The organism is Streptomyces sp. MspMP-M5 (assembly GCF_000373585.1).
Taxonomy (GTDB): Bacteria; Actinomycetota; Actinomycetes; order Streptomycetales; family Streptomycetaceae; genus Streptomyces.
Genome location: NZ_KB891897.1, coordinates 18,409 through 43,657, shown reverse-complemented (window position 1 = coordinate 43,657; position 25,249 = coordinate 18,409). Strand labels below are relative to the sequence as shown.

The 25,249-nt window shown below is 73.3% G+C and carries 24 protein-coding genes and 1 tRNA gene; 11 read left to right on the top strand and 14 right to left on the bottom strand.

Annotation, left to right across the window (positions count from 1 at the left end):
• Positions 1-8 precede the first annotated feature (8 nt).
• The 4 genes from B073_RS0121320 (at position 9) to B073_RS0121305 (ending at position 4,811) form a co-directional block, all read left to right on the top strand.
• Complete coding sequence (locus B073_RS0121320; RefSeq protein ID WP_018540116.1) at positions 9-413, top strand: PPOX class F420-dependent oxidoreductase; 405 nt, start codon at positions 9-11, stop codon at positions 411-413.
• Positions 414-554: 141 nt separating this feature from the next.
• Complete coding sequence (gene cysS / locus B073_RS0121315; RefSeq protein WP_026247584.1) at positions 555-1,952, top strand: cysteine--tRNA ligase; 1,398 nt, start codon at positions 555-557, stop codon at positions 1,950-1,952.
• A 152-nt stretch (positions 1,953-2,104) separates the two neighbouring features.
• Entirely contained in the window at positions 2,105-3,058 is a 954-nt protein-coding gene (gene rlmB, locus B073_RS0121310) for a 23S rRNA (guanosine(2251)-2'-O)-methyltransferase RlmB (RefSeq protein ID WP_018540114.1), read from the top strand.
• A 166-nt stretch (positions 3,059-3,224) separates the two neighbouring features.
• Entirely contained in the window at positions 3,225-4,811 is a 1,587-nt protein-coding gene (locus B073_RS0121305; RefSeq protein WP_026247583.1) for a DoxX family protein, read from the top strand.
• Positions 4,812-5,061: 250 nt separating this feature from the next.
• Here B073_RS0121305 and B073_RS0121300 read toward each other — a convergent pair whose 3' ends face one another.
• The 3 genes from B073_RS0121300 to B073_RS0121290 all read right to left on the bottom strand — a co-directional run bounded on the left by B073_RS0121300 (position 5,062) and on the right by B073_RS0121290 (position 7,728).
• Positions 5,062-5,790: a nucleotidyltransferase family protein gene (locus tag B073_RS0121300; RefSeq protein ID WP_018540111.1), complete on the bottom strand. Its 729-nt coding sequence runs from the start codon at positions 5,788-5,790 to the stop codon at positions 5,062-5,064.
• 29 nt (positions 5,791-5,819) lie between these two features.
• A complete protein-coding gene (locus B073_RS0121295; protein ID WP_018540110.1) occupies positions 5,820-6,236 on the bottom strand; it encodes a hypothetical protein in 417 nt (138 codons plus the stop codon).
• A 361-nt stretch (positions 6,237-6,597) separates the two neighbouring features.
• On the bottom strand, positions 6,598-7,728 hold the full coding sequence (locus B073_RS0121290; protein WP_018540109.1) for an ABC transporter ATP-binding protein: 1,131 nt from the start codon (positions 7,726-7,728) through the stop codon (positions 6,598-6,600).
• A 263-nt stretch (positions 7,729-7,991) separates the two neighbouring features.
• Between B073_RS0121290 and B073_RS0121285 the strand changes: the two genes are divergently transcribed.
• A tRNA-Thr gene (locus B073_RS0121285) sits at positions 7,992-8,065 on the top strand.
• 161 nt (positions 8,066-8,226) lie between these two features.
• Here the strand turns inward: B073_RS0121285 and B073_RS0121280 are convergent.
• From B073_RS0121280 to B073_RS0121265, 4 genes are all read right to left on the bottom strand, one after another.
• A complete protein-coding gene (locus tag B073_RS0121280; RefSeq protein WP_018540108.1) occupies positions 8,227-9,051 on the bottom strand; it encodes an ABC transporter permease in 825 nt (274 codons plus the stop codon).
• Positions 9,048-10,049 carry an ATP-binding cassette domain-containing protein gene (locus tag B073_RS0121275; RefSeq protein ID WP_018540107.1) on the bottom strand — a complete coding sequence of 334 codons (1,002 nt, stop codon included), beginning with the start codon at positions 10,047-10,049 and terminating at the stop codon, positions 9,048-9,050. The genes B073_RS0121280 and B073_RS0121275 overlap by 4 nt, the downstream gene beginning before the upstream one ends.
• Positions 10,050-10,476: 427 nt before the next feature.
• Positions 10,477-11,325 (bottom strand): DUF4097 family beta strand repeat-containing protein, encoded by an 849-nt coding sequence (locus B073_RS0121270; protein ID WP_018540106.1) that lies wholly within the window; start codon positions 11,323-11,325, stop codon positions 10,477-10,479.
• A 111-nt stretch (positions 11,326-11,436) separates the two neighbouring features.
• Entirely contained in the window at positions 11,437-11,955 is a 519-nt protein-coding gene (locus B073_RS0121265) for a hypothetical protein (protein WP_018540105.1), read from the bottom strand.
• A 298-nt stretch (positions 11,956-12,253) separates the two neighbouring features.
• On the opposite strand from B073_RS0121265, the gene B073_RS0121260 reads away from it, so the two are divergent.
• A complete protein-coding gene (locus B073_RS0121260) occupies positions 12,254-13,357 on the top strand; it encodes a M24 family metallopeptidase (protein ID WP_018540104.1) in 1,104 nt (367 codons plus the stop codon).
• 45 nt (positions 13,358-13,402) lie between these two features.
• Here the strand turns inward: B073_RS0121260 and B073_RS0121255 are convergent, their stop codons facing one another.
• On the bottom strand, positions 13,403-14,401 hold the full coding sequence (locus tag B073_RS0121255) for a zinc-binding dehydrogenase (protein ID WP_018540103.1): 999 nt from the start codon (positions 14,399-14,401) through the stop codon (positions 13,403-13,405).
• A gap of 154 nt (positions 14,402-14,555) precedes the next feature.
• Positions 14,556-15,779, bottom strand: coding sequence for an FAD-dependent oxidoreductase (locus B073_RS40575; RefSeq protein ID WP_018540102.1), 1,224 nt, complete (start codon positions 15,777-15,779; stop codon positions 14,556-14,558).
• Between the two features lie 310 nt (positions 15,780-16,089).
• Here B073_RS40575 and B073_RS0121245 point away from each other — a divergent pair, with 310 nt between their 5' ends.
• A complete protein-coding gene (locus B073_RS0121245; RefSeq protein ID WP_018540101.1) occupies positions 16,090-16,734 on the top strand; it encodes a pentapeptide repeat-containing protein in 645 nt (214 codons plus the stop codon).
• Between the two features lie 96 nt (positions 16,735-16,830).
• Here the strand turns inward: B073_RS0121245 and B073_RS0121240 are convergent, their stop codons facing one another.
• Positions 16,831-17,328, bottom strand: a complete 498-nt coding sequence (locus B073_RS0121240; RefSeq protein ID WP_018540100.1) for a hypothetical protein — start codon at positions 17,326-17,328, stop codon at positions 16,831-16,833.
• Positions 17,329-17,476: 148 nt separating this feature from the next.
• Positions 17,477-18,244 carry a type I methionyl aminopeptidase gene (gene map / locus B073_RS0121235; RefSeq protein WP_018540099.1) on the bottom strand — a complete coding sequence of 256 codons (768 nt, stop codon included), beginning with the start codon at positions 18,242-18,244 and terminating at the stop codon, positions 17,477-17,479.
• 192 nt (positions 18,245-18,436) lie between these two features.
• Here map and B073_RS40570 point away from each other — a divergent pair, with 192 nt between their 5' ends.
• On the top strand, positions 18,437-18,796 hold the full coding sequence (locus B073_RS40570; protein WP_018540098.1) for a helix-turn-helix domain-containing protein: 360 nt from the start codon (positions 18,437-18,439) through the stop codon (positions 18,794-18,796).
• Between the two features lie 176 nt (positions 18,797-18,972).
• Here B073_RS40570 and B073_RS0121225 read toward each other — a convergent pair whose 3' ends face one another.
• Entirely contained in the window at positions 18,973-19,548 is a 576-nt protein-coding gene (locus tag B073_RS0121225; protein ID WP_018540097.1) for a TerD family protein, read from the bottom strand.
• Positions 19,549-19,861: 313 nt separating this feature from the next.
• Here B073_RS0121225 and arfB point away from each other — a divergent pair, with 313 nt between their 5' ends.
• Positions 19,862-20,290 (top strand): alternative ribosome rescue aminoacyl-tRNA hydrolase ArfB, encoded by a 429-nt coding sequence (arfB, locus tag B073_RS0121215; protein ID WP_018540095.1) that lies wholly within the window; start codon positions 19,862-19,864, stop codon positions 20,288-20,290.
• Positions 20,291-20,370: 80 nt separating this feature from the next.
• Here the strand turns inward: arfB and B073_RS0121210 are convergent, their stop codons facing one another.
• Positions 20,371-20,979, bottom strand: coding sequence for a flavin reductase family protein (locus tag B073_RS0121210; protein WP_078508108.1), 609 nt, complete (start codon positions 20,977-20,979; stop codon positions 20,371-20,373).
• A 354-nt stretch (positions 20,980-21,333) separates the two neighbouring features.
• Here B073_RS0121210 and cdgB point away from each other — a divergent pair, with 354 nt between their 5' ends.
• Both cdgB and B073_RS0121200 read left to right on the top strand, forming a co-directional pair.
• The gene (gene cdgB / locus B073_RS0121205; RefSeq protein ID WP_018540093.1) at positions 21,334-23,025 is read left to right on the top strand and encodes a diguanylate cyclase CdgB; all 1,692 of its coding nucleotides are present in this window, start codon (positions 21,334-21,336) and stop codon (positions 23,023-23,025) included.
• 249 nt (positions 23,026-23,274) lie between these two features.
• Positions 23,275-24,165, top strand: coding sequence for a hypothetical protein (locus B073_RS0121200; protein WP_018540092.1), 891 nt, complete (start codon positions 23,275-23,277; stop codon positions 24,163-24,165).
• A 25-nt stretch (positions 24,166-24,190) separates the two neighbouring features.
• Here B073_RS0121200 and B073_RS0121195 read toward each other — a convergent pair whose 3' ends face one another.
• Entirely contained in the window at positions 24,191-25,120 is a 930-nt protein-coding gene (locus B073_RS0121195; protein WP_018540091.1) for a 1-phosphofructokinase family hexose kinase, read from the bottom strand.
• Between the last annotated feature and the right edge of the window lie 129 nt (positions 25,121-25,249).

The following is a 25,249-nucleotide window of genomic DNA, read 5'->3' as shown; positions in this document are numbered from 1 at the left end:
GATCCTTCGTGACTGCAACGCTCTCCGACAAACTCAAGGGGCTGCTCGACTCCCCGGTCTTCGTGACGGTGGGGACGATCCAGCCGGACGGCAGCCCCCAGCTCTCCCCGGTCTGGGTGAAGCGGGACGGCGACGACCTGCTGTTCTCGACGACCGTCGGCCGGCGCAAGGAGAAGAACCTCCGCCGCGACCCCCGGGTCTCGATCGTCCTCCAGCCCTTCGACGCGCCGTACAGCTACGCCGAGATCCGCGGCGAGGCCACCCTCAGCACCGAGGGCGGCCAGGAGCTGATCGACGAGCTGTCGCTGAAGTACACCGGCAAGCGCTACGCGGAGTTCAACGCCGCCGCGGCCGACGACGCCGAGCGCGTCGTGGTCCGGATCACCCCGCGGAAGGTGCTCGGCCGCATCTGAGCCTCCGCCCCGGGCGGCGGAACCCCGCCGTCCGGGAGGAATCCATACGAATCAAGTGGCGAACCGGGCGGCCGCGACGCTTCCGTGTCCCCGTGCTCCACAGGGCACGGGGCACCGCCGCGTTCCGACTACCCTGGTCCCGTGACAATTCGCCTGTACGACACCAGCGCCCGGAAGATTCGCGATTTCACCCCGCTCCGGCCGGGCTGTGTCTCGATCTACCTCTGTGGTGCGACCGTGCAGGCCGCTCCGCACATCGGGCACATCCGGTCCGGACTGAACTTCGACATCATGCGCCGCTGGTTCGCCCACCGCGGCTACGACGTGACGTTCGTCCGCAACGTCACCGACATCGACGACAAGATCATCCAGAAGTCGGTCGAGCAGGGCCGCCCGTGGTGGTCGATCGGCTACGAGAACGAGGTCGCCTTCAACACGGCCTACGACACCCTCGGCTGCCTGCGTCCCACCTACGAACCGCGCGCCACCGGCCACATCCCCGAGATGATCGAGATGATGCGCGGCCTGATCGAGCGCGGCCACGCCTACGCCGCCGACGGCAACGTCTACTTCGACGTGCGCTCCTTCCCGGAGTATCTCCAGCTCTCCAACCAGGAGTTGGCCAACCTCCTCCAGCCGTCCGCCGAGGGCGAGACCGGCAAGCGGGACCCGCGCGACTTCGCCATGTGGAAGGCGGCCAAGGAGGGCGAGCCCAGCTGGGAGACCCCCTGGGGCCGCGGCCGCCCCGGCTGGCACCTGGAGTGCTCCGCGATGGCCCACAAGTACCTGGGCACCGCCTTCGACATCCACGGCGGCGGCGTCGACCTCGTCTTCCCGCACCACGAGAACGAGATCGCGCAGGCCAAGGCGTACGGCGACGACTTCGCCCGGTACTGGTCGCACAACGCCTGGGTGACCATGAGCGGCGAGAAGATGTCCAAGTCGCTGGGCAACTCCGTACTGGTCTCGGAGATGGTCAAGCGCTGGCGCCCGATCGTGCTGCGCTACTACCTCGGCACCCCGCACTACCGCTCGATGATCGAGTACAGCGAGGAGGCGCTGCGCGAGGCCGAGTCGGCGTTCGCCCGGATCGAGGGCTTCGTCCAGCGCGTCGTGGAGATGGCCGGGAAGGCCGTCGAGCCCGCGGCCGACGTGCCGCCGGCCTTCGCCGAGGCGATGGACGACGACCTGGGCGTCCCGCAGGCGCTGGCGATCGTGCACACCACCGTCCGGCAGGGCAACTCCGCGCTGACCGCCGACGACAAGGAGGCCGCGGTGGCCCGGCTCGCCGAGGTGCGGGCGATGCTCGGGGTGCTCGGCCTGGACCCGCTCGACGCGCGCTGGTCGGGCGGCGGCGCGGACCGCGGCGCCGACCTGCACGGCGTCGTGGACTCCCTCGTCCGCCTCGTCCTGGAACAGCGGCAGAGCGCCCGGGCCCGCAAGGACTACGCCACCGCCGACGCCATCCGCGACCAGCTCCAGCAGTCCGGCCTGAACATCGAGGACACCCCGTCCGGCCCGCGCTGGTCGCTGTCCTGAGCCCGGCCCCGGGGCCCGCCCCGGGGACCGGCCGCACCCCCGGCCACCAGCCGGATTCGCCCTTCCCGGTGGCTGCGGGCGACACTCAATCCATACGTACGTACCCACTCCACGTCGCGAGACGTCGAGAGCAGTGAAGAAACAGGTGACCCATGGCCGGCAACAGCCAGCGCAGGAACCGCCGCACGTCGAACAAGAAGGGCGCTCAGGTCGGCAGTGGCGGTAAGCGGCGCCGGTCCCTGGAGGGCAAGGGCCCGACCCCGCCCGCGTCCGCCCGCAAGGGGCACGTCAAGAACCGCGTCGCCAACGCCCAGGCCAAGCAGGCCGCGCACCGCCGGCCCGCCCCGCGGCGCGGCGGCGCCAAGGGCACCGCGGAGCTGGTCGTCGGCCGCAACCCGGTCGTCGAGGCGCTGCGCGAGGGCGTCCCCGCGACCACCCTGTACGTGCAGCAGTTCATCGACAACGACGAGCGGGTGCGCGAGGCGCTCCAGCTCGCCACCGAGCTCGGGCTGAACCTCCTGGAGGCGCCGCGCGCCGAGCTGGACCGGATGACCAACGGCCTCAACCACCAGGGCCTGGTCGCCCAGATCCCGCCGTACGAGTACGCGCACCCCGAGGACCTCTCGGCCGCCGCCCTCGACGCCGGCGAGGACCCGCTGATCGTCGCGCTGGACGGCGTGACCGACCCGCGCAACCTCGGCGCCGTCGTCCGCTCCGTCTCGGCCTTCGGCGGCCACGGCGTCGTCGTGCCGGAGCGCCGCGCCGCCGGGATGACGGCCGGCGCCTGGAAGACCTCCGCGGGCACCGCGGCCCGTACGCCGGTCGCCCGGGCCACCAACCTGACCCGGGCCCTGGAGACGTACCAGAAGGCCGGGATGACGGTGGTCGGCCTGGCCGCGGACGGCGAGGTGGAGCTGCAGGACCTGGCGGCCCTGGACGGTCCGGTCGTGATCGTCGTCGGCAGCGAGGGCAAGGGCCTGTCGCGGCTGGTCGGCGAGACCTGCGACCTGCGCGTGCGGATCCCGATGCCGGGCGGCGCGGAGTCGCTGAACGCCGGTGTCGCGGCCGGTGTCGTCCTGTGGGAGGCGGCGCGCCGCCGCGGCTGACCGAGGCCGCCGGGCGTTCCCGGCCGCCGCCCCTGGGCCGGGCGCCCGGCCCAGGGGGCACAGCATGACGCTCCGTGTGTCTCCGCCGTATCACGTGATCTTTTGACGGGTCTCGGACAGATCGGGCCGGTCAAGGCAGTGTCTTAACCGCGGGTCACTCGGTTAGATGAGCGTGGACACCAGAACACCCCGCACGCCTACGGGGGGACGCTCGTCGTCGACCTTCGACGACGAGCCGGTCCTGAGCTCGGTCAAGGTGCCGTGCGATCCCGCGCAGGTCATCGTCAACCACGCCAGCTTCCGCGTACAGCTCGCCGCTCCCGTGGCCGCCGGCACCCTGGCCGAGACCACGCGCGTCCCCGCCCTCAGGGGATCGCCGCCCAGACGCCGCACGCCCGTGGTCTGGAGCGGCCGCACCGAACCAGGCGGCACCGCCGGCGCCACCACCCAGCTCCTGCACGCGGTGCGCGACGCCAGCCAGGGCCTGGACCGCGGCCCGGCCGAGGACGTCGGCACGACCCAGGTCCTGCCCCGCGTCCGGCTCGGCGACGCCCCCGGCCCCGCCTCGACCGTCGTCGGCCAGCGCGGCCCCGTCGACGTCGAGGACACCCTGCCGCGCGGCTTCCGCGCCGTCTCCGCCCGGCTCCCCGGCCAGCGGTACGACGAGGACGGCCGGGGGGACGACGGCCGGTTCGAGGACCGCGAGCCCTACGACACCGCGGTCCGGCGCCGCGGCGGCGACACCGTCCGGCACGCCTACTACCCCGGCCGCCGGATGAACCTCGGCGTCGTCCTCCTCCCGCTGCGGATCTTCCTCGGGCTGATCTCCGTCTACGCCGGCATGGGCAAGCTCTGCGACCCCGTCTACTTCGACGGCGGCCAGCGCGGCTCGATGGTCACCTGGCTGCTCTCCCTCCACCCCTGGGAACTGACCCTTCCGCTGCGGGACTTCGCGGTCGCGCACCCGGTCGGCGCCGGCCTGACGGTGGCGTTCCTCCAGGTCGTGGTGGGCGTGCTGACCATCTGCGGACTGTGGCAGCGGGTCGCCGCCATGTTCGGCGCGCTGCTCTCCGCGGCGCTGCTGATGACCGTCAGCTGGCGCACCGTCCCCGCCTACGACGCCCCCGACATCATCTACCTCGCCGCCTGGAGCCCGCTGATCATCGCGGGCGCCCCCGTCTACTCCATGGACGCCCGGCTGGCCGGCGAGGCGTGGCGGCGGCTGGGCCCGCGCGTCGAGGTCGGCGCGCTGCGCCGCCGGGTCCTGCGCCGCGGCGCCGTGATGACCGCGGTGGTGGCCGGTCTGACCCTGCTCATCGGCTCCCTGCTGGGCGGCGCCGTACGGACCGCGCGGGTGCCGACGGTGCCCCGGCCCGGCGAGCCCGCGATCAACAACCTCCCCGGCTCCCCGCTGCCGCACCCCGGCCACCACGCCGCCCGCCCCGGCCACCGCCTCCCCGGCCGTCCCGGCGGCCCGGCCACCGGCGCCTCCCACAAGCCGCACCGGCCCGGCACGCCGTCGGCCTCGTCCGCCGGCACCCCGTCGACGGGCGGCCGCACCGGCGGCTCGGCCCGCCGGCCCGGCGCGACGACCAGCGCCCCGCAGCAGTCGGCGCCGACCCGGTCGCCCGGCCGCACCCAGTCGCCGAGCGGCTCGGGCGGCACCGGCGGCGGCACGACCGGCAGCTCCAGCTCCGGTACCCCCGGCGGCGACTCCGGCCACGGCAGCACCCTCGGCGGCCTGCTGGGCTGACCTGTCCGGCACACCGCACCACACCGCACCTTCCGTCCCCGATCACCCGACTCCCGTAAGGCCACCGGCCGCAGGGAGGTGGGGGTCGGGGACGGTTGCGTCGGGGGGCGATTGCCCTCAGGGGCGCCTCAGGGGCGGGGGCCTTCAGGGGAGAGACGGAGAGGGGGAGAGGGGCGTGCGTGCGGCGCCCGTTGACGGGGCCCGGGCGGCCGGGCCGGGCGGAGCGGCGTCGCGGGCCGTCACCGGCGTTTCAACGGCCGTGTGCGGCCAGCTCCTTGGCGGCCTCGGAGAGGTCCTTGGCGGTGTCGATGGCGCGCCAGTAGGCCCCCTGGGGGAGCGGGTAGCCGGCCAGCCGGCGTTCCCGGGCGAGGCGCGGAAAGGTGGTGCGCTCGTGGTCGCCCCGGGTGGGCAGCAGCGCGGTGAACGCCGGGGCGAAGACATAGACGCCGGCGTTGATCAGATACGGGGAGGGCGGTGCCTCGATGAAGTCCAGGACGTGCCCGAAGGCGTCGGTCTCGACGGCGCCCCAGGGGATGTGCGGACGGGCCAGCGCAAGAGTGGCCACGGCGTCGCGCTCCTCGTGGAAGGCGGCCATCTCGCGGATCGGGAAACGGGTCCAGATGTCGCCGTTGGTGGCGTACCAGGGCTCGTCCGGGCGGGGCAGGGAGCCGGCGGCGTGCTTCAGGCCGCCGCCGCGGCCCAGCGGCTCGGTCTCGACAACGGTCGTGACGCGCAAGGGGAGTTCGGCCCGGCCCAGCCATTCCTGGAGGACCTCGGCGAGGTGCCCGCAGGAGATGACGACGTCGGTGACGCCCTCCTCGGCGAGCCAGTTCAGCTGATGGCCGATGATCGGGGTTCCGGTGCCGGGAATCTCGACCATCGGCTTGGGGCGGTCGTCGGTGTACGGGCGGAGACGGGAGCCCTGGCCGCCGGCCAGGACCACGGCCTGTGTGGGGTGGGAATGCGGGGCGCCGGTCATGGTCGCACCCTATGCGGTGCGAGCAACGGTCACTGGCCGGCGGCCACACCGGAGGCGAAGGAGGTGTCGCAGACCGGGCGGGCGAACGCCTGGGCGCGGTGTGCGGCACCGTACTTGGCGACCGCGGCGCGGCCGAGGGCACGGGCGATGGAGGCGCAGTGCTTGGCCAGCGACGGCCGGGCGGTGGTGGCCTCCTGGAGGTCCGTCAGGGCGACGCCGGGATCCTTCTCCTGGAGTTCCACGAGGAGGCGGTCCCGGAGGACGTCCTGGGCGGCGCGGGGGCCGGCCTTGGTGGAGACCTTGCCGGAGGACGCGGTGAGCACCTGCGACTCGGTGGTCTTCGAGGCCCACGGGACGCGGGTGACCGCGAGGGTCCCGGAGAGCACGAGGACGACGGGCAGGACGAGGGCGAGAGTTCGGCCGATACGGCGGGCTGCGGAGTTCACGGTCGAGATGGTAGCGACGAGTGATGATTTGGCGACATTTCGTCACCTTATCGGGGGACGGAATGGCTCGTCGGTGCGGTTGTTGGGTTGACGCACTGGTCGGAAAAGCCGTTTCCGGGGCGGGATTTACCGGGTTCGGCGGAACGTCCGCGGGGCGCGGCGTGAGGGGCGTCGTCCCGCCCTCGGGCTTGCGGGAGCGGGACTCCGGGGTCAGCCGTGCGCGGCCCTAAGCCGCGCTCAGGCGATGCGCCGACGGCCCGGCGGCGCTGCGGGCCCGCAGTACCCCACACGGCCGCCGGGGTAAACCCCGCGAGGCCGGAGCGGGCCCGTCCCGGCCGCCGGGACGGGCCCGCTCGCTCCGTCAGTCGGTCAGCCGCTTGCCCGTGGACGTGGAGAAGACATGCGTCTCGCCCGGCTGCGGCACGATGTGCAACTGGGCGCCCTTGGCCGGCACCTGGCGGCCGTTGACCCGGACGACCAGGTCCTTGACCGCCCCGCCGACCTCGGCCGTCCCGTAGACGTAGCCGTCGGCGCCCAGTTCCTCGACGACGCTGACCGTCACCGCCAGGCCGGCCGGGGCGTCCGCGGCCTCCTTGGACAGCGACGCGGCGGCCGCCCCGTTCTGCTCGACGATGTCGAAGTGCTCGGGCCGGATGCCGACCGTCACGGTCGAGTCGCCCCCGGCGCCGGCGAGCGCCTCCCGGCTGACCGGCACCACGCTGTTGCCGAACTTCACCCCGCCGTCGGTGATCGGCACCTCGACGAGGTTCATGGCCGGCGAGCCGATGAAGCCGGCCACGAAGAGATTGGCCGGCCGGTCGTACATGTTCCGCGGCGAGTCGACCTGCTGGAGCAGCCCGTCCTTGAGGACCGCGACCCGGTCGCCCATCGTCATCGCCTCGACCTGGTCGTGCGTGACGTACACCGTCGTGATCCCGAGGCGGCGCTGCAGGCCCGCGATCTGCGTACGGGTCTGCACCCGCAGCTTCGCGTCCAGGTTGGACAGCGGCTCGTCCATCAGGAACACCTGCGGCTCCCGTACGATCGCCCGCCCCATCGCGACCCGCTGCCGCTGTCCGCCCGACAGTGCCTTCGGCTTGCGCCCCAGGTACTCCGTCAGGTCCAGGATCTTCGCCGCGTCCTCGACCTTCTGCCGGATCTCGGCCTTCGGCACACCGGCGATCTTGAGCGCGAAGCCCATGTTGTCGGCGACCGTCATGTGCGGGTACAGCGCGTAGTTCTGGAACACCATGGCGATGTCCCGGTCCTTGGGCGGCAGGTGGGTGACATCCCGCTCGCCGATGCGGATGGCGCCCTCGTCGACGTCCTCCAGCCCCGCGAGCATCCGCAGCGAGGTGGACTTGCCGCATCCGGAGGGCCCGACGAGGACGAGGAACTCGCCGTCCTCGATGGCGATGTCGAGCTTGTCGACGGCGGGCTTGTCGGAACCCGGGTAGATCCGGGTCGCCTGGTCGTAGGTGACCGTGGCCATGATGTGTCCCTTCACCGGCAGGAACGTGCCGGACGATCCGAGTAAAGGAATGGAGTGGGCGGTCGCCACCGGGACGCCCCCACCCGAAGTGGTGTAGTCCACAGCGGCAAACCGCTGGTGACGCTACCCGCGCAGGAGCCGGGTGTCAGTAGGCCGACGGTCACGAAATGCGGTCGTTCGGACGGGCGCGCCCGGTCCCGAACCGGCCGCTCCCGAATAAGGCAACCGGCACCGGGCGCGCCTGGGTACACTTCTTCCGGCACGCCTCCTTAGCTCAGCTGGTCAGAGCACCGCTCTTGTAAAGCGAAGGTCGTCGGTTCGAATCCGACAGGGGGCTCTGGGTATGTGGCGCTGACCTGGGAGTTCTTCCCGGGGAGGGGTGTTGTTCGGCCTCGGGCCTTCTGGTCCGGGGCCGTTTTTGTGTGGGGAGAGGAGAGGGGAGAGGGGCGGCTCCCGGGGTGGGAGGCGCCCCTTTGGGGGTGGGGTTGGGGTTGGGGGTCAGCGGGTGGTCTCGCGGTTGAAGGCGGTGCGGGACCAGAGGTAGCCGGCCAGGCTGAGGGCCGTGCACCAGGCGAGGGCGAGCCAGCCGTCGTTGCCGATCGGGGTGCCGAGCAGCAGGCCGCGCAGGGTCTCGTTGATCGGGGTGAAGGGCTGGTACTCGGCGAACCAGCGCAGGCCGGTCGGCATGGAGTCCGGAGGGACGACCGCGCTGCCGAGGAAGGGCAGGAAGGTCAGCGGCAGCGGGGCGTTGGACGCGGACTCGACGGTCTTGGCGCCCATGCCCATCGCGGCGGAGACCCAGGCCAGACCGAACGCCAGGAAGACCAGTAGGCCGAACGCGGCGAGCCACTCGGCCGGGGAGGCGGCGGGCCGGAAGCCGATCGCGAGGGAGACGCCCGTGACCAGGGCGAGGACGGCCGTGACCTGGATGACGCTGCCGAGGACATGGCCGGTGAGCACGGAGCCGCGGGAGATCGACATCGTACGGAAGCGGTTGATGATGCCTTCCGTCATGTCGGTGCAGACGGACACGGCGGTCGCGACGGCCCCGGAGGTCGCGGACATCAGGATGATGCCGGGGACCACGTAGTTGATGTAGTCGCCGCGGCCGGCGCCCGCTTTGATGCCGGTGCCGAGGGCCCCGCCGAAGACGTACACGAACAGCAGCAGCATCACGATCGGCATGACGACGATCGAGATCGTCATCGACGGGTAGCGCTGCATGTGCTTGAGGTTGCGGCGCAGCATCGTCATGGCGTCGCGCAGGGCGTACGAGCGGGTGGGGGTGGGGGTGGCCGGTGCGGTGGCGGTGGCGGCGCTCATCGGGTCGCATCCTTCTGGGAGTTGGGGTGGGCGGGGGCGGCGGGCTGCCGGCCGGTGAGGGTGAGGAAGACGTCGTCGAGGTCGGGGGTGTGCACGGTGAGCGACTCGGCCCGTATGCCGGTGGTGTCGAGGGCGTCGAGGACGGCGCGGAGGTGGGGGAGGGTGCCGTCGCCGGGGATGCGGAGGGTGAGGGACTCGTCGTCGGGGGTGGCGGTGCCGAAGAGGTCGGCTGCCGCGGTGAGGTGGGTCTCGTCGGTGAACTGGAGGCGGACGTGGCCGCCGGGGATTCTGCGCTTCAGTTCGTCGGCGGTGCCCTCGGCGACCAGCTTGCCGTGGTCCAGTACGGCGATGCGGTCGGCGAGTTGGTCGGCCTCTTCCAGGTACTGCGTGGTGAGGAAGATGGTCACGCCCTGATCCGTCACCAGGTCCCGGATGAGTCCCCACATGACGCGGCGGCTGCGCGGGTCCAGGCCGGTGGTCGGCTCGTCGAGGAAGATGATCCGCGGCCGGCCGACCAGGGTCATCGCCAGGTCGAGCTTGCGGCGCATACCGCCGGAGAAGGTGGCGACGTTCTTGCGGGCCGCCTCGGTCAGCTCGAACCGCGCCAGGAGCTCGGCGGCGCGGCGGCGGCCCTCGCGCCTGCTCAGGTGGTGCAGGTCGGCCATGAGGAGCAGGTTCTCCTCTGCGGTCAACAGGCCGTCGACGGCGGCGAATTGACCGGTGACGCCGATCCGACGGCGTACCGAGTCGGCGTCGGAGGCCACGTCGTGGCCCGCGATCCGGGCCCGCCCCGCGTCGGCGCTGATCAACGTGGAGAGGATCTCGACGGTGGTGGTCTTGCCGGCGCCGTTGGGGCCTAGCAGGGCGAAGATCGTGCCCTCGGGGATGCGCAGGTCGATGCCGTCGAGCACCATCTTGTCGCCGTACGACTTGCGCAGGCCGGTCGCGGAGATCGCGTCCGCTCGTGTGGTGGTGGACATCTGGGGTGCGGTGGGCATGGTGGGCGGGCCTTTCCGGTGCGGGAGGTGAGGCTTGGGCAGGGTGGGCAGCCCGTTGGTGTGACGGGGCCGAGGAGGGGCGGCGGGGCGGGGCCCGATGGGCCCGGCCGACGGCTAGCCCGGCCGACGGCTGGTGCTCCAGCGGTGATGAGGGGAGGCCGTCGCGGGTGGCTCTGGACCGGTGGTTACGGGCCGGGGGGGGCGTGGGCCGGCGGCTCTGGCCGGTGGCCGTGTACCGGTGGCTATGGGCCGGTGCCCGTGTACCGGTGGCTCTGGGCCGGTGGCTCTGGACCGCAGGGCAGACGGCTCGGCGTGGGCATGACAGGGGCGCGGGTGGCGCCCGCCCGTTCGGAGGCTGGAGCGGTTGAAGTGGCCGAAGTGGCCATGAGTGGTGGGGTGTTACTGAGGCTGTAGCTGGGGCTGGTGGTTACGGGCGGGCGTGGCGGATGTCGATGTTGCCGTAGCGGCTGCGGGCGCGGACCTCGACGGTGTCTTCGGTTTCGTGGGGGGTGTCGGAGGTGTCGAGCGCGTTGCGGACCTGGCCCCATTCGGAGCTGACGTCGAGCCAGGCGGCGGTGCCTTGGCGGATGCCGATCTCGATGGCGCCGTAGGCGTTCTCCAACTGGGTGGTGCCGCGGACGACTTCGGCCACGCGCAGGGTGCCGTGGGCGGCGGTGGCGGTCACGGAGCTCTCGGCGCGCTGGATGTCGACATCGCCGTTGGCGGCGTTGATGCGGACCTCGCCCAGGGCGGTGCCGAGGATGGTGGAGCCGTGGGAGTTCTTCAGGGTGGCGGCGCCGTCGACGGTGCCGATGCGCAGGCTGCCGGAGCTGGCGGCGATCTCGGCCGGGCCGTGGATGTGGTCGACGGTGATCGAGCCGTGGGTCACCTTCAGATGCAGCGGCCCGGTTTCGTCCAGGCGGACGTCGCCGGAGGAGATCTTGTTGACGCGGACCTCGTCGAGGCGGCCCTCGCCCAGGAGTTGGGCCCAGTCGCCGGTCATGTCGAGGCGGGAGCCGGCGGGCAGTTCGACGGTGACGTCGACGGTGCCGGTGCGGCCCACGAGGTAGCGGGGCTTGGGTGTGCGGATGGTCAGGACGCCGCCGATGCAGGTGACCTCGGTCTGTTCGGCGGCCCGGACGTCCACGTCCTTCTTCGGGTCGCGGGGCCGGGCCTGGACGACGGTCTCGGTGCGGTCGCCGGCGGTCAGGCGCAGGGAGCCGGCCGCGACGTGGGCGGTAACCGCAATCGGCTCGGGAGTGTCGAAAGAAGGCATGGCTGTACCGTCCTCATGAGTCCTTGGAGCGTCCCTGTGGGAGGGACGTGAGGTGTGTGGGTGGGGCGTACGGCGTGCGGGTACGGGCGTGACGTGCGGGCGTGGGTGGGGTCAGCGGACCCAGCCGGTGAAGCTCTGCCCCATGGTGCGGGTGCGTTCGGTGGTGCGGGGTTGGGTGCCGGCGCCGACCGCGGCCGAAACCGCCCGTACCAGCCAGGCGTTGACCGAGAGGCCCTCGCGGCCGGCGGCCTCCTCGGCGCGCGCCTTCAGGTGGGCCGGCAGCCGCAGATTGACCCGCGCGGTGCCCCCTTCGTCACCCTCGGCGGGCACCGGCGCCGCGAGCGGCTCGGCCGGTGCCATGGCCGCTTCCGCGGGGCGGCTGTCGGTGGGTGGGGGCGTGACCACGAAGTCGGGGTCCAGTCCGCGCAGCCGCACATCGACCGAGCCGGGGGCGAGTTCACGGGTGATCTCGTCCATCGCGGCGGAGAGCACGTTGAGCATGGTCAAACGGGTCGCCGACTCCAGCGGAGCGGTCAGCCGCTCGGCCAACTCGCGGGCATTGTCCCCGCCGGCCTCGGCGGCCACCGCAAGTTCACGGCGGAGGGTGTCGACATACGGCGTGAGGTCCATGACGTCATGATGGCATCATCGTGGCGCCATGTGCAAGTGTCGGTGGCGCCTTGTGGGGACGGGCTCGCGTGAAACCTTCCCTGAGCTGCGGAAACGTGGTGCGGGTGGCCGTGGGAATGGCGGCGTCACGGGCGCTGGTGTGACCTTTGGGGCGTGAAATGGCTCCGGGTGATGCCATGTGGCGCCATGTGGTGCCGCGTGGCGTCGGATGGTGCCGCGCGGCGCCAAGCCGGTCGGCGGGTGCGGGGACCGGGGTCCGGAGGGCGGGGCGGCGTAGATTCGCGGCATGGTGACTTCGATGACGTGCGAGGCGTACGGGGAGCGGATGGCGCGGGCCGGGCACGCCGCCGCGGCGGCCGGGCTGGCGGGATTGATCGTCACGCCGGGGCCGGATCTGGTGTGGCTGTGCGGGTACCGGCCGACGGCCGTCACCGAGCGGCTGACGGCGCTGGTGATCGAGCCGGGCCGGGCGGGCCGGCTGCTGGTGCCCGTACTGGAGCGGCCGGACGCGGAGCGGGCCGCCGGGGCCGGAGCGCTGGAGGTGACGGGCTGGACCGATGGCTCGGATCCCTGCGCCGAGCTGGGCAAGTGGCTGGCGCCGCAGGGGCGTTACGGGGTGTCGGACGGGACGTGGGCGCTGCATCTGCTCGGGTTGCAGCGGGCGCTGCCCGGGGCCGGGTACGCGGCGCTGACGGAGGCGCTGCCCATGCTGCGCGCGGTCAAGGACGCGTACGAGGTGGAACGGCTGGCGGCGGCGGGGGCGGCCGCCGACGCGACGTACCAGGACATCCTGGGGGTGCGGTTCGCCGGGCGGCGGGAGTGCGACGTGGCGGCGGACCTGGCGCGGCTGCTGACCGAGCACGGGCACAGCCAGGTGGACTTCACGGTCGTCGGGTCGGGGCCCAATGGTGCCAACCCGCACCATGAGGCAGGGGAGCGGGTCATCGAGGACGGCGACATGGTCGTACTCGACTTCGGCGGGCTGAAGGACGGGTACGGGTCCGACACCACGCGGACCGTGCACGTCGGGCAGCCGGGTGCCGAGGAGCGGACGGTGCACGAGATCGTGCGGGAGGCCCAGCAGGCGGCGTTCGAGGCGGTGCGGCCCGGTGTCGCGTGCCAGGAGATCGACCGGGTGGCGCGGCAGGTGATCAAGGCGGCGGGCTACGGCGAGTACTTCATCCACCGGACCGGGCACGGCATCGGGGTCACCACGCACGAGCCGCCCTACATGGTGGAGGGCGAACATCTGCCGCTGGTACCGGGGATGTGCTTCTCGATCGAGCCGGGGATCTATCTGCCGGGGCGGTTCGGGGTGCGGATCGAGGACATCGTCGTGTGTACGGAGAACGGTGGGCGGCGGCTGAATGTGACGGGGCGGGAGTTGGCGGTGGTGGCGTAGACGGGCGCGCCGCCCGAGCCGCCAACTCTGCCCGTCCGGCCCCGTCTACGGCACCAGCACCACCTTTCCCATCGTGCCGCGGGACTCCAGGGCGCGGTGGGCGGCCGCGGCCTCGGCGAGGGGGAAGCGTTGGACGGTGGGGACGAGGCGGCCGGCGGCGGCTTCGGTGAGGGCGGCGGTCTCCAGGGTGCGGAGGGGGTTGATGCCGCCGACCCGGGCCAGCATCGGGGCGCCGAGGACGGATTCGGAGGTGATGCCGCGTTCGGCGAGTTCGGCGGCGGTGAACTTCAGCGGGCCGCCGGAGGACCAGCCGAAGACCAGGTGGCGGCCGCCGCGGGCGAGGAGGTCCACGGCGGCCCGGCCCGGGGTGCCGCCCACCGAGTCGAAGACGATGGTGGCGCCGGGGGCGCCGTGCTCGTCGAGGAAACGGCGGGCGCGGGCAGGCCAGTTGTCGTCGGTGTAGTCGAGCGCGAGGTCGGCGCCCAGGCCGTGGACGTGGGCCACCTTGGCGGGGCCGCCGGCCAGGCCGATGACCGTGGCGCCGGTGTTCTTGGCGTGCTGGACGAGGAGTGAGCCGATGCCGCCGGCGGCCGCTGGCACGATCGCGATGTCGTCGGGGGTGAGGGCGGCGAAGAGCAGGATGCCCAGGGTGGTGCGACCGGTGCCGATCATGGCGACGGCCTGGGCCGCGTCCAGCCCGTCGGGGATGGCGTGCAGCCGGTCGGTCGTGGTGACGGCCCGTTCGGCGTAGCCGCCCGGGACCATGCCGAGGTGGGCGACGACGGGGCGGCCCAGCCAGGCGGGGTCGGTGCCCTTGCCGATGGCGTCGACGGTGCCGGCGACCTCGCGGCCCGGCACGGTGGGCAGTTCGGGCAGCGGTGCGGGGCCGCCCTCCACCCCCTCGCGGAGGGCGGTGTCCAGGAGGTGGACGCCCGCCGCGGCCACGGCGATACGGACCTCGCCCGGCCCCGGTGTGGGGTCGTCGAGGGTTTCGCAGACGAGGTTTTCCGCGGGACCGAAGGTGTGCAGCCGTATTGCGCGCATGGCGGAGTCGTCTCCTCTAAAGGGGGCGGGCGGGGCGGTCGCCAAGGGAGGGCGACCGCCCCGCCGTTGGGGGTGGTCAACTGCCGCCACTCTCGTACCTCAAGTTGGGTTGAGGTCAACTCCGTGGTGGAGGCGGTGCGGGCGCATGGCCGGGTCAGCGGACGCGGTGGACAGTCCCGGTGGTGCGGGCGGTCCCGGTGGTCTCGGCGGGCGCCGTGCGGCGCGGGCCCGTGCCGTTGCGGCCGGTGCCCAGGGCGAGGGAGACCGCTTCCAGGGCACTGGTGAAGGACACCTCGCACAGCACACCGGGGGCCGCGACCTGGTCGCCGGCCAGATAGACGCCGTCGCCGCGGTCGATCGCCGGGCGATCGCGCCAGCACGTGCCCGGCAGGTCCACCGCTCCCGAGCGGCAGTTGGACAGCGAGGTGCGGCGCCAGGTGGTGCGCTCGCGCCAGTCGGGGAAACCGGCGTCCAGCAGGCGTTCGGCGCGGGCAACGCCGTCGTCGCGGGTCTCGTCCGGGCCGATGCCGGCCTGCCCCTGGAGGAGCTGTTCGCCACCTGGGGCGAGGCCCGGGTCGGGGCCGGTGAACCGCTCGATCCAGCCGGGGAAGTCCAGCCCGGAGAGCGCGAACACCTCGCCGCGCCGGGGCCGGACGGCGAGGTCGAGCAGGACCGCGCGGGCGCCGGTCCAGTGGAGCCGGTCGTCGCCGAGGAGGGCCCGGGCGGAGTCGAGATGGGTGGCGACGATGACCGGGCGGTCCTCCGGGAGGGCGTCGACGCGGGCCCCGGTCTCGATGCGTACGCCCAGGTCGCGGGCGTGGCGCGCCATCCGCTCGATGAGCCTGCCCCAGCCGCCGGCGACATAGTGGGCCTCCGGCGGCAGGGCGGTGGTGCGGCGCAGCCGTTCCTGGACGAAGGCGGCGGAGAGGCTGCCGGGGTCGTGGTGGAAGGTGGCGACGCCGACGTAGTGGGCCGCGGCGCGGACGGTGGTCTCGCCGGCGCGGGTGCGTGCCCAGGTGAGGAAGTCCTGGTCGACAGGGGCGTCGCGGTGGGCGCGCAGCTTCAGGATGCCGAGCGGGGGCAGCCGGTGCAGGGCGCCGCGGTGGAAGAAGCGCAGCCGGGCGGCGTCCCGGAGGGGCAGCGGGGCGAGCGGCTTGAGCAGGCCGCGCTGTCGGAGCCAGGGCCAGTGCGGGCCGCGGTTGTAGAGGGCGTGCGGGCCTTCGTTGGTGAGGTAGGGGCCCTCGGCGGTACGGGCGCGGCCGCCGAGCGTGCGGTGCGCCTCGTAGAGGGTGACGGCGGTGCCGGCCTCGGCGGCGGAGATGGCCGCGGTCAGGCCGGCGAAACCGCCTCCGACGACGGTGAGCGGGCGGCGGGTCATGGCGGCTCCTTCGGAGGTCCGGGTCGCGTTCGGTGGTGCGGGTCGCGCCCGTCGTGGCGGCGGGCGCTCGTGGAGGGGACGGACGGGGGTGCCCGGGATGTGACATGGCGCCGCGGGAGGGAGGGTTTTCGCAGGTCAGGTGGGGTGTCAGGGGCGGTTGTCAGTGGGGTGCTTCAAGATGGGTGGTGGGCGTGGGGAGGGCCGCGGAGTGCGGGGCCGAGCCGGCCCGCGGCGGTAGGGAGCAGACCGGGCCCGGGGTCCGGCACGGACGGGAGGCGGTGAGCGCGTGGCAGGGCGCGGGCAGGAGACGGTGCGGGCGGTGCGGCGGCCCGAGGTGCGGCTGCCGGAGCTGCGGGCGTACGACGGCGGGGAGCTGATGCCCGAAGGGGACTACGACGGGCTGGAGTTCACCGACGCGGACTGGGCCGGGCAGTCGGCGCGCGGCGCCCAGTTCATGGACTGCGCGCTGCGGCGGTGCGCGCTGGACGAGACGGTGCTGAGCCGGGCGCGGATCATCGACAGCGTGCTGAGCGGGGTGCGCGGGGTGGGGACGGACCTCTCGCAGGCGTCCTTGCGGGATGTGGAGGTGGCCGACGCCCGGCTCGGCGGGATACAGCTCCACGGCGCGGTGCTGGAGCGGGTGGTGGTGCGCGGCGGGAAGATCGACTTCGCCAATCTGCGCAAGGCCAGGCTGCGGGACGTCGCCTTCGAGGGATGCGTGCTGGTCGAGGCGGATTTCGCGGGCGCGCAGCTGGAGCGGGTGTCGTTCGAGGACTGCACCCTGGCCCGGGTGGACTTCTCGGCGGTGCGGATGAAGGACGTCGATCTGCGCGGGGTCGCCGCGCTGCAGATCGCCCGGGGCATCGACTCCCTGGGCGGCGCCGTGATCAGCATGGCCCAACTCATGGACCTGGCACCGGCGTTCGCGGCCCAGGTGGGCGTGCGGGTGGAGTGAGACGGCGGCAGGAGAAAGGGAGGGGAGGGGACGGGGAGGGAGAGGAACCGGGAGCGGGAGCGGAGAACGGGGAGAAGGGGAGGCGACGGAGGTGGCTCAGACGCGGGGGAAGCGGGCCTGGAGTGACCAGATGGTGGGGTTGTCGGCGAGGCCCTCGTGCATATCGGCGAGGTCGGCGACCAGGTCGTGCAGGAAGTCGCGGGCCTCACGGCGCAGCGCGGCGTGATTGAAGGTGAGGGGGGCTTCCTCGGCCGGCATCCAGTCGGCGGCGATGTCGACCCAGCCGAAGCGCCGCTCGAAGAGCATCCGGTCGGTGGACTCGGTGAAGTCCAGCTCGGCGTGGATCGGACGGGCGGAGCGGCTGCCGCGGGGGTCGGTGTCGAGCTGCTCGACGATGTCGCACAGCGCCCAGGCGAAGTCGAGCACCGGCACCCATCCCCAGGCTGTGGACAGCTCGTGGTCGGTCTCGGTGTCCGCGATGTAGACGTCGCCGCAGAAGAGGTCGTGGCGCAGGGCGTGCACGTCCGCGGTCCGGTAGTCCGTCTGTGGCGGATCCGGGAAACGGCGGGACAGGGAGTAGCCGAGGTCGATCACGTCTTGATGGTGTCACGCGCGGCGGCGTGCGGGGGCGGGCGGGGCCCGCGGCCGGCCCCCGCGTGCGCCCGCCCCGCGTGCCCTCGCCCGTCGTGCCCTCGCCCCGTCGTGCCTCGCCCCCGTTGCGTCCCGCCCCCGCCGTGCCCCGCTACGGCAGGGTGAGCACCCGCGGTCCGTCGTCCGTCACCGCGACGGTGTGTTCGAAGTGTGCGGCGCGGCTGCCGTCGGTGGTGCGCAGGGTCCAGCCGTCGGCGTCCGCGGTGTAGTGGTCGCCGCCGCCGGCCAGGAACATCGGCTCGATGGCGATGACCAGGCCGTGGCGGAGTACGAAACCGCGGCCCGGCCGGCCCTCGTTGGGGACCGGCGGGTCCTCGTGCATCGCCCGGCCGATGCCGTGGCCGCCGAAGTCCTCGGGGATGCCGTAGCCGGCCGCGCGGCCGACGCTGCCGATGGCGTGCGCGATGTCGCCGATCCGGGCGCCGACGACGGCGGCCGCGATGCCCGCCTCCAGGGCCCGCAGGGTGGTCTCCTTCAGCCGGCGGTCCTCGGGGGGCTCGCTGCCGACGGTGAAGCTGGTGGCCGCGTCCCCGGCCCAGCCGTCGACGACCGCGCCGCAGTCGATGCTCACCAGGTCGCCGTCGCGCAGCCGGTAGCCGTCCGGGATGCCGTGCACGATCGCGTCGTTGACGGAGGCGCAGATCACCGCGGGGAAGGGGGTGGGGGCGAAGGACGGGCGGTAGCCGAGGAACGGCGAGGTGGCGCCGGCCTCGTGCAGTACCGTGCGCGCGGCCTCGTCCAGCTCGGTCAGCCGCACGCCGGGTGCGGCCGCGGCGCGGACCGCGGCCAGCGCGTCCGCGACCACCCGGCCCGCCACCCGCATCGCGTCCAGCGCCGCGTCGGTCTTGATCTCCACCATGTGGATGCGCCTCCCCATTTCCCGATTTCCCGTTCCGCGGCACGCCGCCCGAGCATGTCGTCCGATACGCCGGCCGAGCACGCTGCCTGATCGCGCGCCCGAGCACACCGCGCGGGCGCCGCGCAGCCGTGACGGCGAGGCCGACCGGTATTTCTTTACCGGTATTTCTTTACCGGTATTAGTATCACGGGCATGGTGCGGACTCCACTGACCCCCTGGGAACGCGAACGCGGCGAGCGGCTGGGCGCGCTGCTGCGCGCGGCGCGCGGCGAGCGGAGCATGGTCGAGGTCGCCGCGGCGGCCGGACTCTCCGCGGAGACGCTGCGCAAGATCGAGACCGGCCGGGCGCCGACCCCGGCGTTCTTCACCGTCGCCGCGCTCGCCGGGACGCTCGGGCTGTCACTGGACGAGGTCGTCGTCCAGGCCGCGCCCCCGGAAGCGAAACCGGACGACGCCCCGCACACAGCACACCTGCCGCAGACCGCACACGCACCGCGCGCCACCCACCCGCCGCGCGCCGCTCACACCACCCACGGCAGCGCGGCCGCCTGAGACCGCCTCAGCCGCCTGACCCGCCCGACCCGCCTCAGTCACCGGAGACCTACGGGCCACCTTCCCCCTCCCACGCACACCAAGGGCCGGCCCCCTCCTGGGGACCGGCCCTTGCCGCCGGGAGCACCCGGCCGTGGTGACGGCAGTGCCGCGCCGCGGACGGCGCGTGCCGCGTCTCAGACGCTGACGCCGAAGTCCTGCGCGATGCCCCGCAGGCCGGAGGCGTAACCCTGGCCCACGGCGCGGAACTTCCACTCCGCGCCGTTGCGGTACAGCTCGCCGAAGACCATGGCGGTCTCGGTGGCGGCGTCCTCGCTGAGGTCGTAGCGCGCGATCTCGGCGCCGCCGGCCTGGTTGACGATGCGGATGAAGGCGTTCCGCACCTGGCCGAAGTTCTGGCCGCGGTTCTCGGCGTCGTAGATGGAGACCGGGAAGACGATCTTGTCGATGTCGGCCGGCAGCGTGGCGAGGTTGACGTTGATCGACTCGTCGTCGCCGTCGCCCTGGCCGGTGGTGTTGTCGCCGGTGTGGACGATGGCCTGGTCCGGCGTCGACTTGTTGTTGAAGAAGACGAAGTGCTGGTCGGAGTAGACCTTGCCGGTGGCGTTGACCGCGATGGCGCTGGCGTCGAGGTCGAAGTCGGTGCCCGTGGTCGTGCGGACGTCCCAGCCGAGGCCGACCGTGACGGCGGTCAGGCCCGGTGCCTCCTTGGTGAGCGAGACGTTGCCGCCCTTGGACAGGCTTACAGCCATGGGAAGTCCCTTTCCTCGTCGAGTCGCGCCGACCTGGGGCCGGTGATGCCGCTGATGTGGATGGTGCCGGTGATGCCGCGGCGGCCCGCCCGGAGGGGAGCCGCCGTCATCCACCTCAACGCCCCGGGGGGACCGGGTGGTTCCAGCTCCCTTTACTTTCTTTGCCCGATCCTGATGGCGCGCCGTGCCCGCCGCCCTTGAGGGCGGGTCTGCCTGCTCCTGACGGCGTGCATGCCCGCTCCTGAAGGCCGCGGCCCGTTCCGGCCGGGAAAACCGAGGTGACGGGCGGCCGCGGGCGCGGGATCATGGGGGCATGTCCGGGCCCCATGTCATCCGAGGTTCGGTCGTCCTCCCGGAGGCCGAGCTGGTCTGGCGGTTCTCGCGCTCCTCCGGCCCGGGCGGCCAGCACGTCAACACCAGCGACAGCCAGGTCGAGTTGCGCTTCGACCTGGCGCGGACGACGGCGCTGCCCCCGGTGTGGCAGGAGCGGGCCCTGGAGCGGCTGGCGGCCCGGCTGGTCGACGGCGTGGTCACTGTACGGGCCTCCGAGCACCGCTCCCAGTGGCGCAACCGCGAGACCGCGGCCGTCCGGCTCGCCGCGCTGCTCGCCGAGGCCACCGCCCCGCCGCCCAAGCCCCGGCGCAAGACCCGCATCCCGCGGGGTATCAACGAGCGCCGGCTGCGCGAGAAGAAGCAGCGCGGCGACACCAAGCGGGGCCGCTCCGGCCGCGATTGGGGCTGAGGCCCGGGCCCGGCGCCCGGCACCGCGCCACCGCGAACCCGGCCTCGTGCCCGGCCCCCCCCACGCGGCCCCCGCCCCGTTCACCCCAGCTGCCGGTACTTCCCCCGGAAGTACGTCAGCGGGCCGTCGTCCCCTTCGGACGTGGTCGTCGCCAGGACGCGGCCGATGACGAGGGTGTGGTCGCCGGCCACCACCCGCTGTTCGGTCCGGCACTCCAGCGTCGCCAGCGCGCCACCGATGAGCGGCGCACCGGACGCTTCGCCCCGTTCGGAGGGAATGTCCTGGAAGAGCAGTCGGTCGCTGATCCGGCCCTTCATCGCGAATCGTCCCGCTACGTGCCGCTGGTGGTCCGACAGCACCGAGACCGCCCACAGCGGCTGCTGCGCCAGCAGGTCGTCCATGCGTGAGTCGTTGCGAACGCTCACCATCACCAGCGGCGGATCGAGGGACACCGAAAGGAACGCGGTGGCGGTCATGCCGACGTCCTCGCCGCGCGCTCCGGCGTCCGGATCGTGGGCGGTGATCAGCACCACGCCGGCGGCGAGGCGGGACAGGGCGGCACGGAACTCGTCGTCACTCACCCCCACAGCATGCGCGATCGGCCCGTCGCCCGGCAGGGAGGCGAGGGCGACGGTGGCCGTGGCGGCGGAGCCGGCGGCCGGGGCGACGGCAGGAGTCTTCGTGAACACGCCATGCACGCTAACGTCGCCCGGGTGCGGCGCGCATCGGGCTCCGGGACCAGCCGCGTCCTAGGTCCCGCGGCGGAGGCGCCGGCCGCCGCGAGGGGGGCGAACCGGCCGCGGGGTGGCTGGAATTTGCGTTCAGGAAGTTTTCGGGAGGCATCCGGACGGCGTTCACGTGCGCGGCGGCGCGACTGGTCGACGAGAGGTAACGCCCCGTCACGTACTGTGACTTGAGTCACATGAGGCGCTAATTGTTGACCCTGTGTACCGAGTGAACAGCTCACTGTGATTCAGTGAGCGTGGAATCGGACGACAAAGAAATCGGTGGAGTTGCTGTCGAGGTCTCAGGGAGAGCGAGCGATGGAGACCGAGTCGGAGCCCTATGTCCGTCTTGCGACCCTGCGGCAGCTGCACCAAGTGGTCGCCGAACTGAACACCGCGCGCAGTCTCGCGGACACCTTGCAGTCCGTCGCCGACGGGGCGATCGTCGGGCTCGGCTTCGAGCTCGCCGCGGTCAACCTCGTCCGGCCCGACGGTGACCTCGTCGTCGCCGCGGTGGCCGGCAGTGCGGGCGCGGAGGCGCTGATGGCCGGCCGGGTCGGCTCGCGCGCCTCGTGGGAGCGCCGGCTGTCCATGGGCGAGCGCTGGGGCGACCTGTGCTTCATCCCGCACACCGAGGGCTGGGTGCTGGACGACGACGACGTCCCGCAGTGGCACACCGCCGGGCCCGCCCCGCGGTTCCCCGACGAGTGGCACCCGATGGACCGCCTCTTCGCGCCCATGTACACCGCCGCCAACGGCAATGGCGAACTGCTCGGTGTGCTCTCCGTGGACCGGCCGCGCAACGGCCGCCGCCCGGGCCCCTGGGGCCAGGAGGCGCTCCAGATGTACGCGTTCCAGTCCGCCATCGCGATCAGCAACGCCCGGCTGCGGGCCAACATGCAGCGGGCGCTGGTCCGCCTGGAGCGCGAGCAGCAGGCCCTGCGGGCCAGTGAGGAAAGCTTCCGGCAGGCATTCGAGTACGCGCCGAGCGGGATGGCCGTCGCCGAGATGGGCGGCGACCAGCACGGACGGCTGCTGCGCACCAACGACGCGCTGTGCCGGCTGCTGGGCCGCCCGGCCTCCGCGATGCGCCGGCTGTCGTTCTCCGACATCTGCCACCCCGACGACATCGGCACCCTGCTGCGCACCTCCGCCGAGGGCGGCCGCGCCGAGCTGCGGCTGCTGCGGCGCGACAGCACCTACGTGTGGGTCTCGCTGCGCAACTCCGTGGTCGCCGACACCGCCGACGGCCCCCGCTTCCTGCTCACCCACGTCGAGGACATCGAGGAGCGCAAGCGGCACGAGCTCCAGCTCGCGCACCGGGCCAGCCACGACTCGCTGACCGGCCTGCCCAACAGCGCCGAACTGCGCGCCCGGCTCTCCGCCCGGCTCTGCTCCCGCCCGCCCAGCGCGCTCGCCGACGCCTACGCCTCCGCCGGCGTCGGCGCCGACCTGCGCGCTCCGCTCGGCTTCGCCGGGGAGGGGCCGGAGCCGTTCGACGGCCTCGACGGTTTCGAGGGCGAGAAGCCCCGGCCGACGCCCCGCGGCGCCCTCCCCTTCGACCACCACATCCACCTCTCCGCGCCCGCCGACGGCGCCGAGGACGACGGCGCCAAGGGCCTGGCGGTCCTCTTCTGCGACCTGGACGGCTTCAAGTCGATCAACGACCGCTTCGGGCACAACACCGGTGACGCGGTGCTGATCGAGGTCGCCCGCCGGCTGACCGGCGGCGTCCGCGACGGCGACACCGTCGCCCGGCTCGGCGGCGACGAGTTCGTGGTGCTCGCCGACGGGCTGGGCACGGCCGACGCCCAGGACCTCGCGGTCCGGCTGCGGAACGCGATCATCCCGCCGATCCGGGTCGAGGGCCGGGCCGTCCGGGTCGGCGCCAGCTTCGGCATCGGCTGGGCGAGCTGCGGTATGACCGCCGAGGAGGTGCTGGAGTCGGCCGACCAGCGGATGTACATCGAGAAGCGGCGGTCCAAGAGCAACCGCCGGGCGGCCGGCTGAACCGCGGGCCCCGGCCCGCCTCGGTGCCGCGCATCTCACATCCGCGGCGTCCTGCCTGGGCATGGCGCGTTCACCGATCCGTAGCGATCTTGTGAACGTCCGGGGACGGCGTGGCCGCGCGCCGACGGGGTAGGCTGCGCCGATGCGGCGCGGCGGCGCCGGAGGCCCGGAAGAGGCAGTTCGCGCGGAGCCCCGCGCACGCGTACGGACGCGCACAGGCGCGTAGAGACCGCTTGGGAGTGACACGGAATGACGGCCGGCAACAACGGCGCCGACACGCCGGAGAACGACGACCCGTTCGCCCACCTCTACCGTTCGGAGGGCGGCGAGGGCGGCGGGACCGCGTCGGGCACCGGCGCCGCGCGGCAGCCCGGCGTCCCGCGGACCTCCTACAACCAGGTGCGCACGGTCGGCCAGCGCCAGTACGGCAGCCAGGGCCCGTCGGCGTACGGCCGGCAGAACGCGCACTACGCCGCGCCCGAGACGCTGCCCGGCGGCGCCGACCGCACCCGCCCGGCCCCGCCCGTCCCGGCGCCCCGGAAGAGCCGCAACGGCCTGCTGATCGGCGCGGTCGCGGTGGTCGCCGTGGTCTGCATAGGCATCGGCGTGGCCATGCTGACCAACTCCGGCCAGTCCAAGGACGACACCGCCGGCAATTCGGGCCCGACGGCCGCCGACTCCGTCCAGCCCAGCACACAGCCCTCCACCAAGCCCACCCCGGGCGCCCTCCCCAAGGACGACGCGGGCGCCCTGCGCCTCGAAGGCGGCGCGACGACCGCCAAGGACGTCCCGGGCGCCCGCTCGGCCAGCGGGTCGTACGTCGGCGGGATGAACACCCCCGGCGCGTCGGCCACTTGGACCCTCAACGTGGACACCCCCGGCCAGTACAAGCTCTGGGTCGGCTACGGCGTACCGGGCAAGGACGCCAACCTCACGCTCACCATCAACGGCCAGGCGCTGACCCGGCCGATAAGCCTGCACAACTTCGCCCACGCCCCCGAGGGCGCCTGGGACAAGGGCTGGACCAAGTCCTGGTCGCTGATCCAGCTCAACAAGGGCACCAACACCGTCAAGCTGTCCTGCGAGAACGGCAACCAGTGCGAGGTCAACCTCGACCAGGTCTGGCTCGAACGGCCCTGACGCCGCGAACGCGGGCCCTGGGCCCTCAGGTTCCCCTCGGACGTTCCGTCACCGTCACCTGCGGGAGCAGGTCTTTGTAGGTCGTGGGGTCGAAGTCGCCTGCGGTGGGAGAGCGGACGGTGGCGGCGGAGAGGGCCACCGCGCGGCGCAGCCGGTCGGGCCAGGGGAGGTCCTCGACGAGGCCGGAGAGCAGGCCGGCGACCGCGGAGTCGCCGGCGCCGGTGGGGTTGCCGGCGAACCGGCGGGGCGGGACGGCCTGCCAGGCGCCGTCGGCGGTCACCGCGAGCATGCCGTCCGGGCCGAGCGAGGCGGCCACCGCGTGGGCGCCGCGGCGGCGGGCGTCGCGGGCGGCGCGCAGCGGTTCGGTGCTGCCGGTGAGGGCGGCCAGTTCGTCGGCGTTGGGCTTGGCGAGGTCGGGGCGGGCGGCTAGGCCGCGGCGCAGGGGTTCGCCGCTGGTGTCGAGGAGGACGGGGACGCCGGCGGTGCGGGCGGCGCGGACGAGCCGGGCGTAGACGTCCACCGGGACGCCGGGCGGCAGGCTGCCGCAGAGCGCCACCGCCCGTGCCTCGCCCAGCAGTTCGCGGTAGGTGGTGAGGAAGGCGGCCCATTCGGCGGGGGAGACGGTGGGGCCGGGTTCGTTGAGCTGGGTGGTGTCGCCGGTGGCGCCGTCGACCACGGCGACGGTGCGGCGGGTGGCGCCGCCGACCGGGACCAGGGCGTCGGTGACGAGGGTCTCCTGGGCGAGCAGGGCGCGCAGCGCGTCGCCGGTGCCGCCGCCCGCGAAGCCGGTGGCGACCGTGCGGTGGCCCAGCGCGGCCAGTACGCGGGCGACGTTCAGGCCCTTGCCGCCGGGGCGTTCGGTGACCTCGGTGACGCGGTGGGTGGTGTGCGGGTGGAGCCGGGGGACGCGGTAGGTGATGTCCAGGGCGGCGTTCAGCGTGACCGTGAGGATCATGGTCTCCCCTCCAGGAGGAGGCCGGCGACGGCCGTGGGTGAAGGCACCGCGTTCCGCGGTGGCATACGGACAAGTGCGCGAGCGATCATGCCATCGCGAACGGCCGTAGGCCCAGACCCGCGTCGGTCG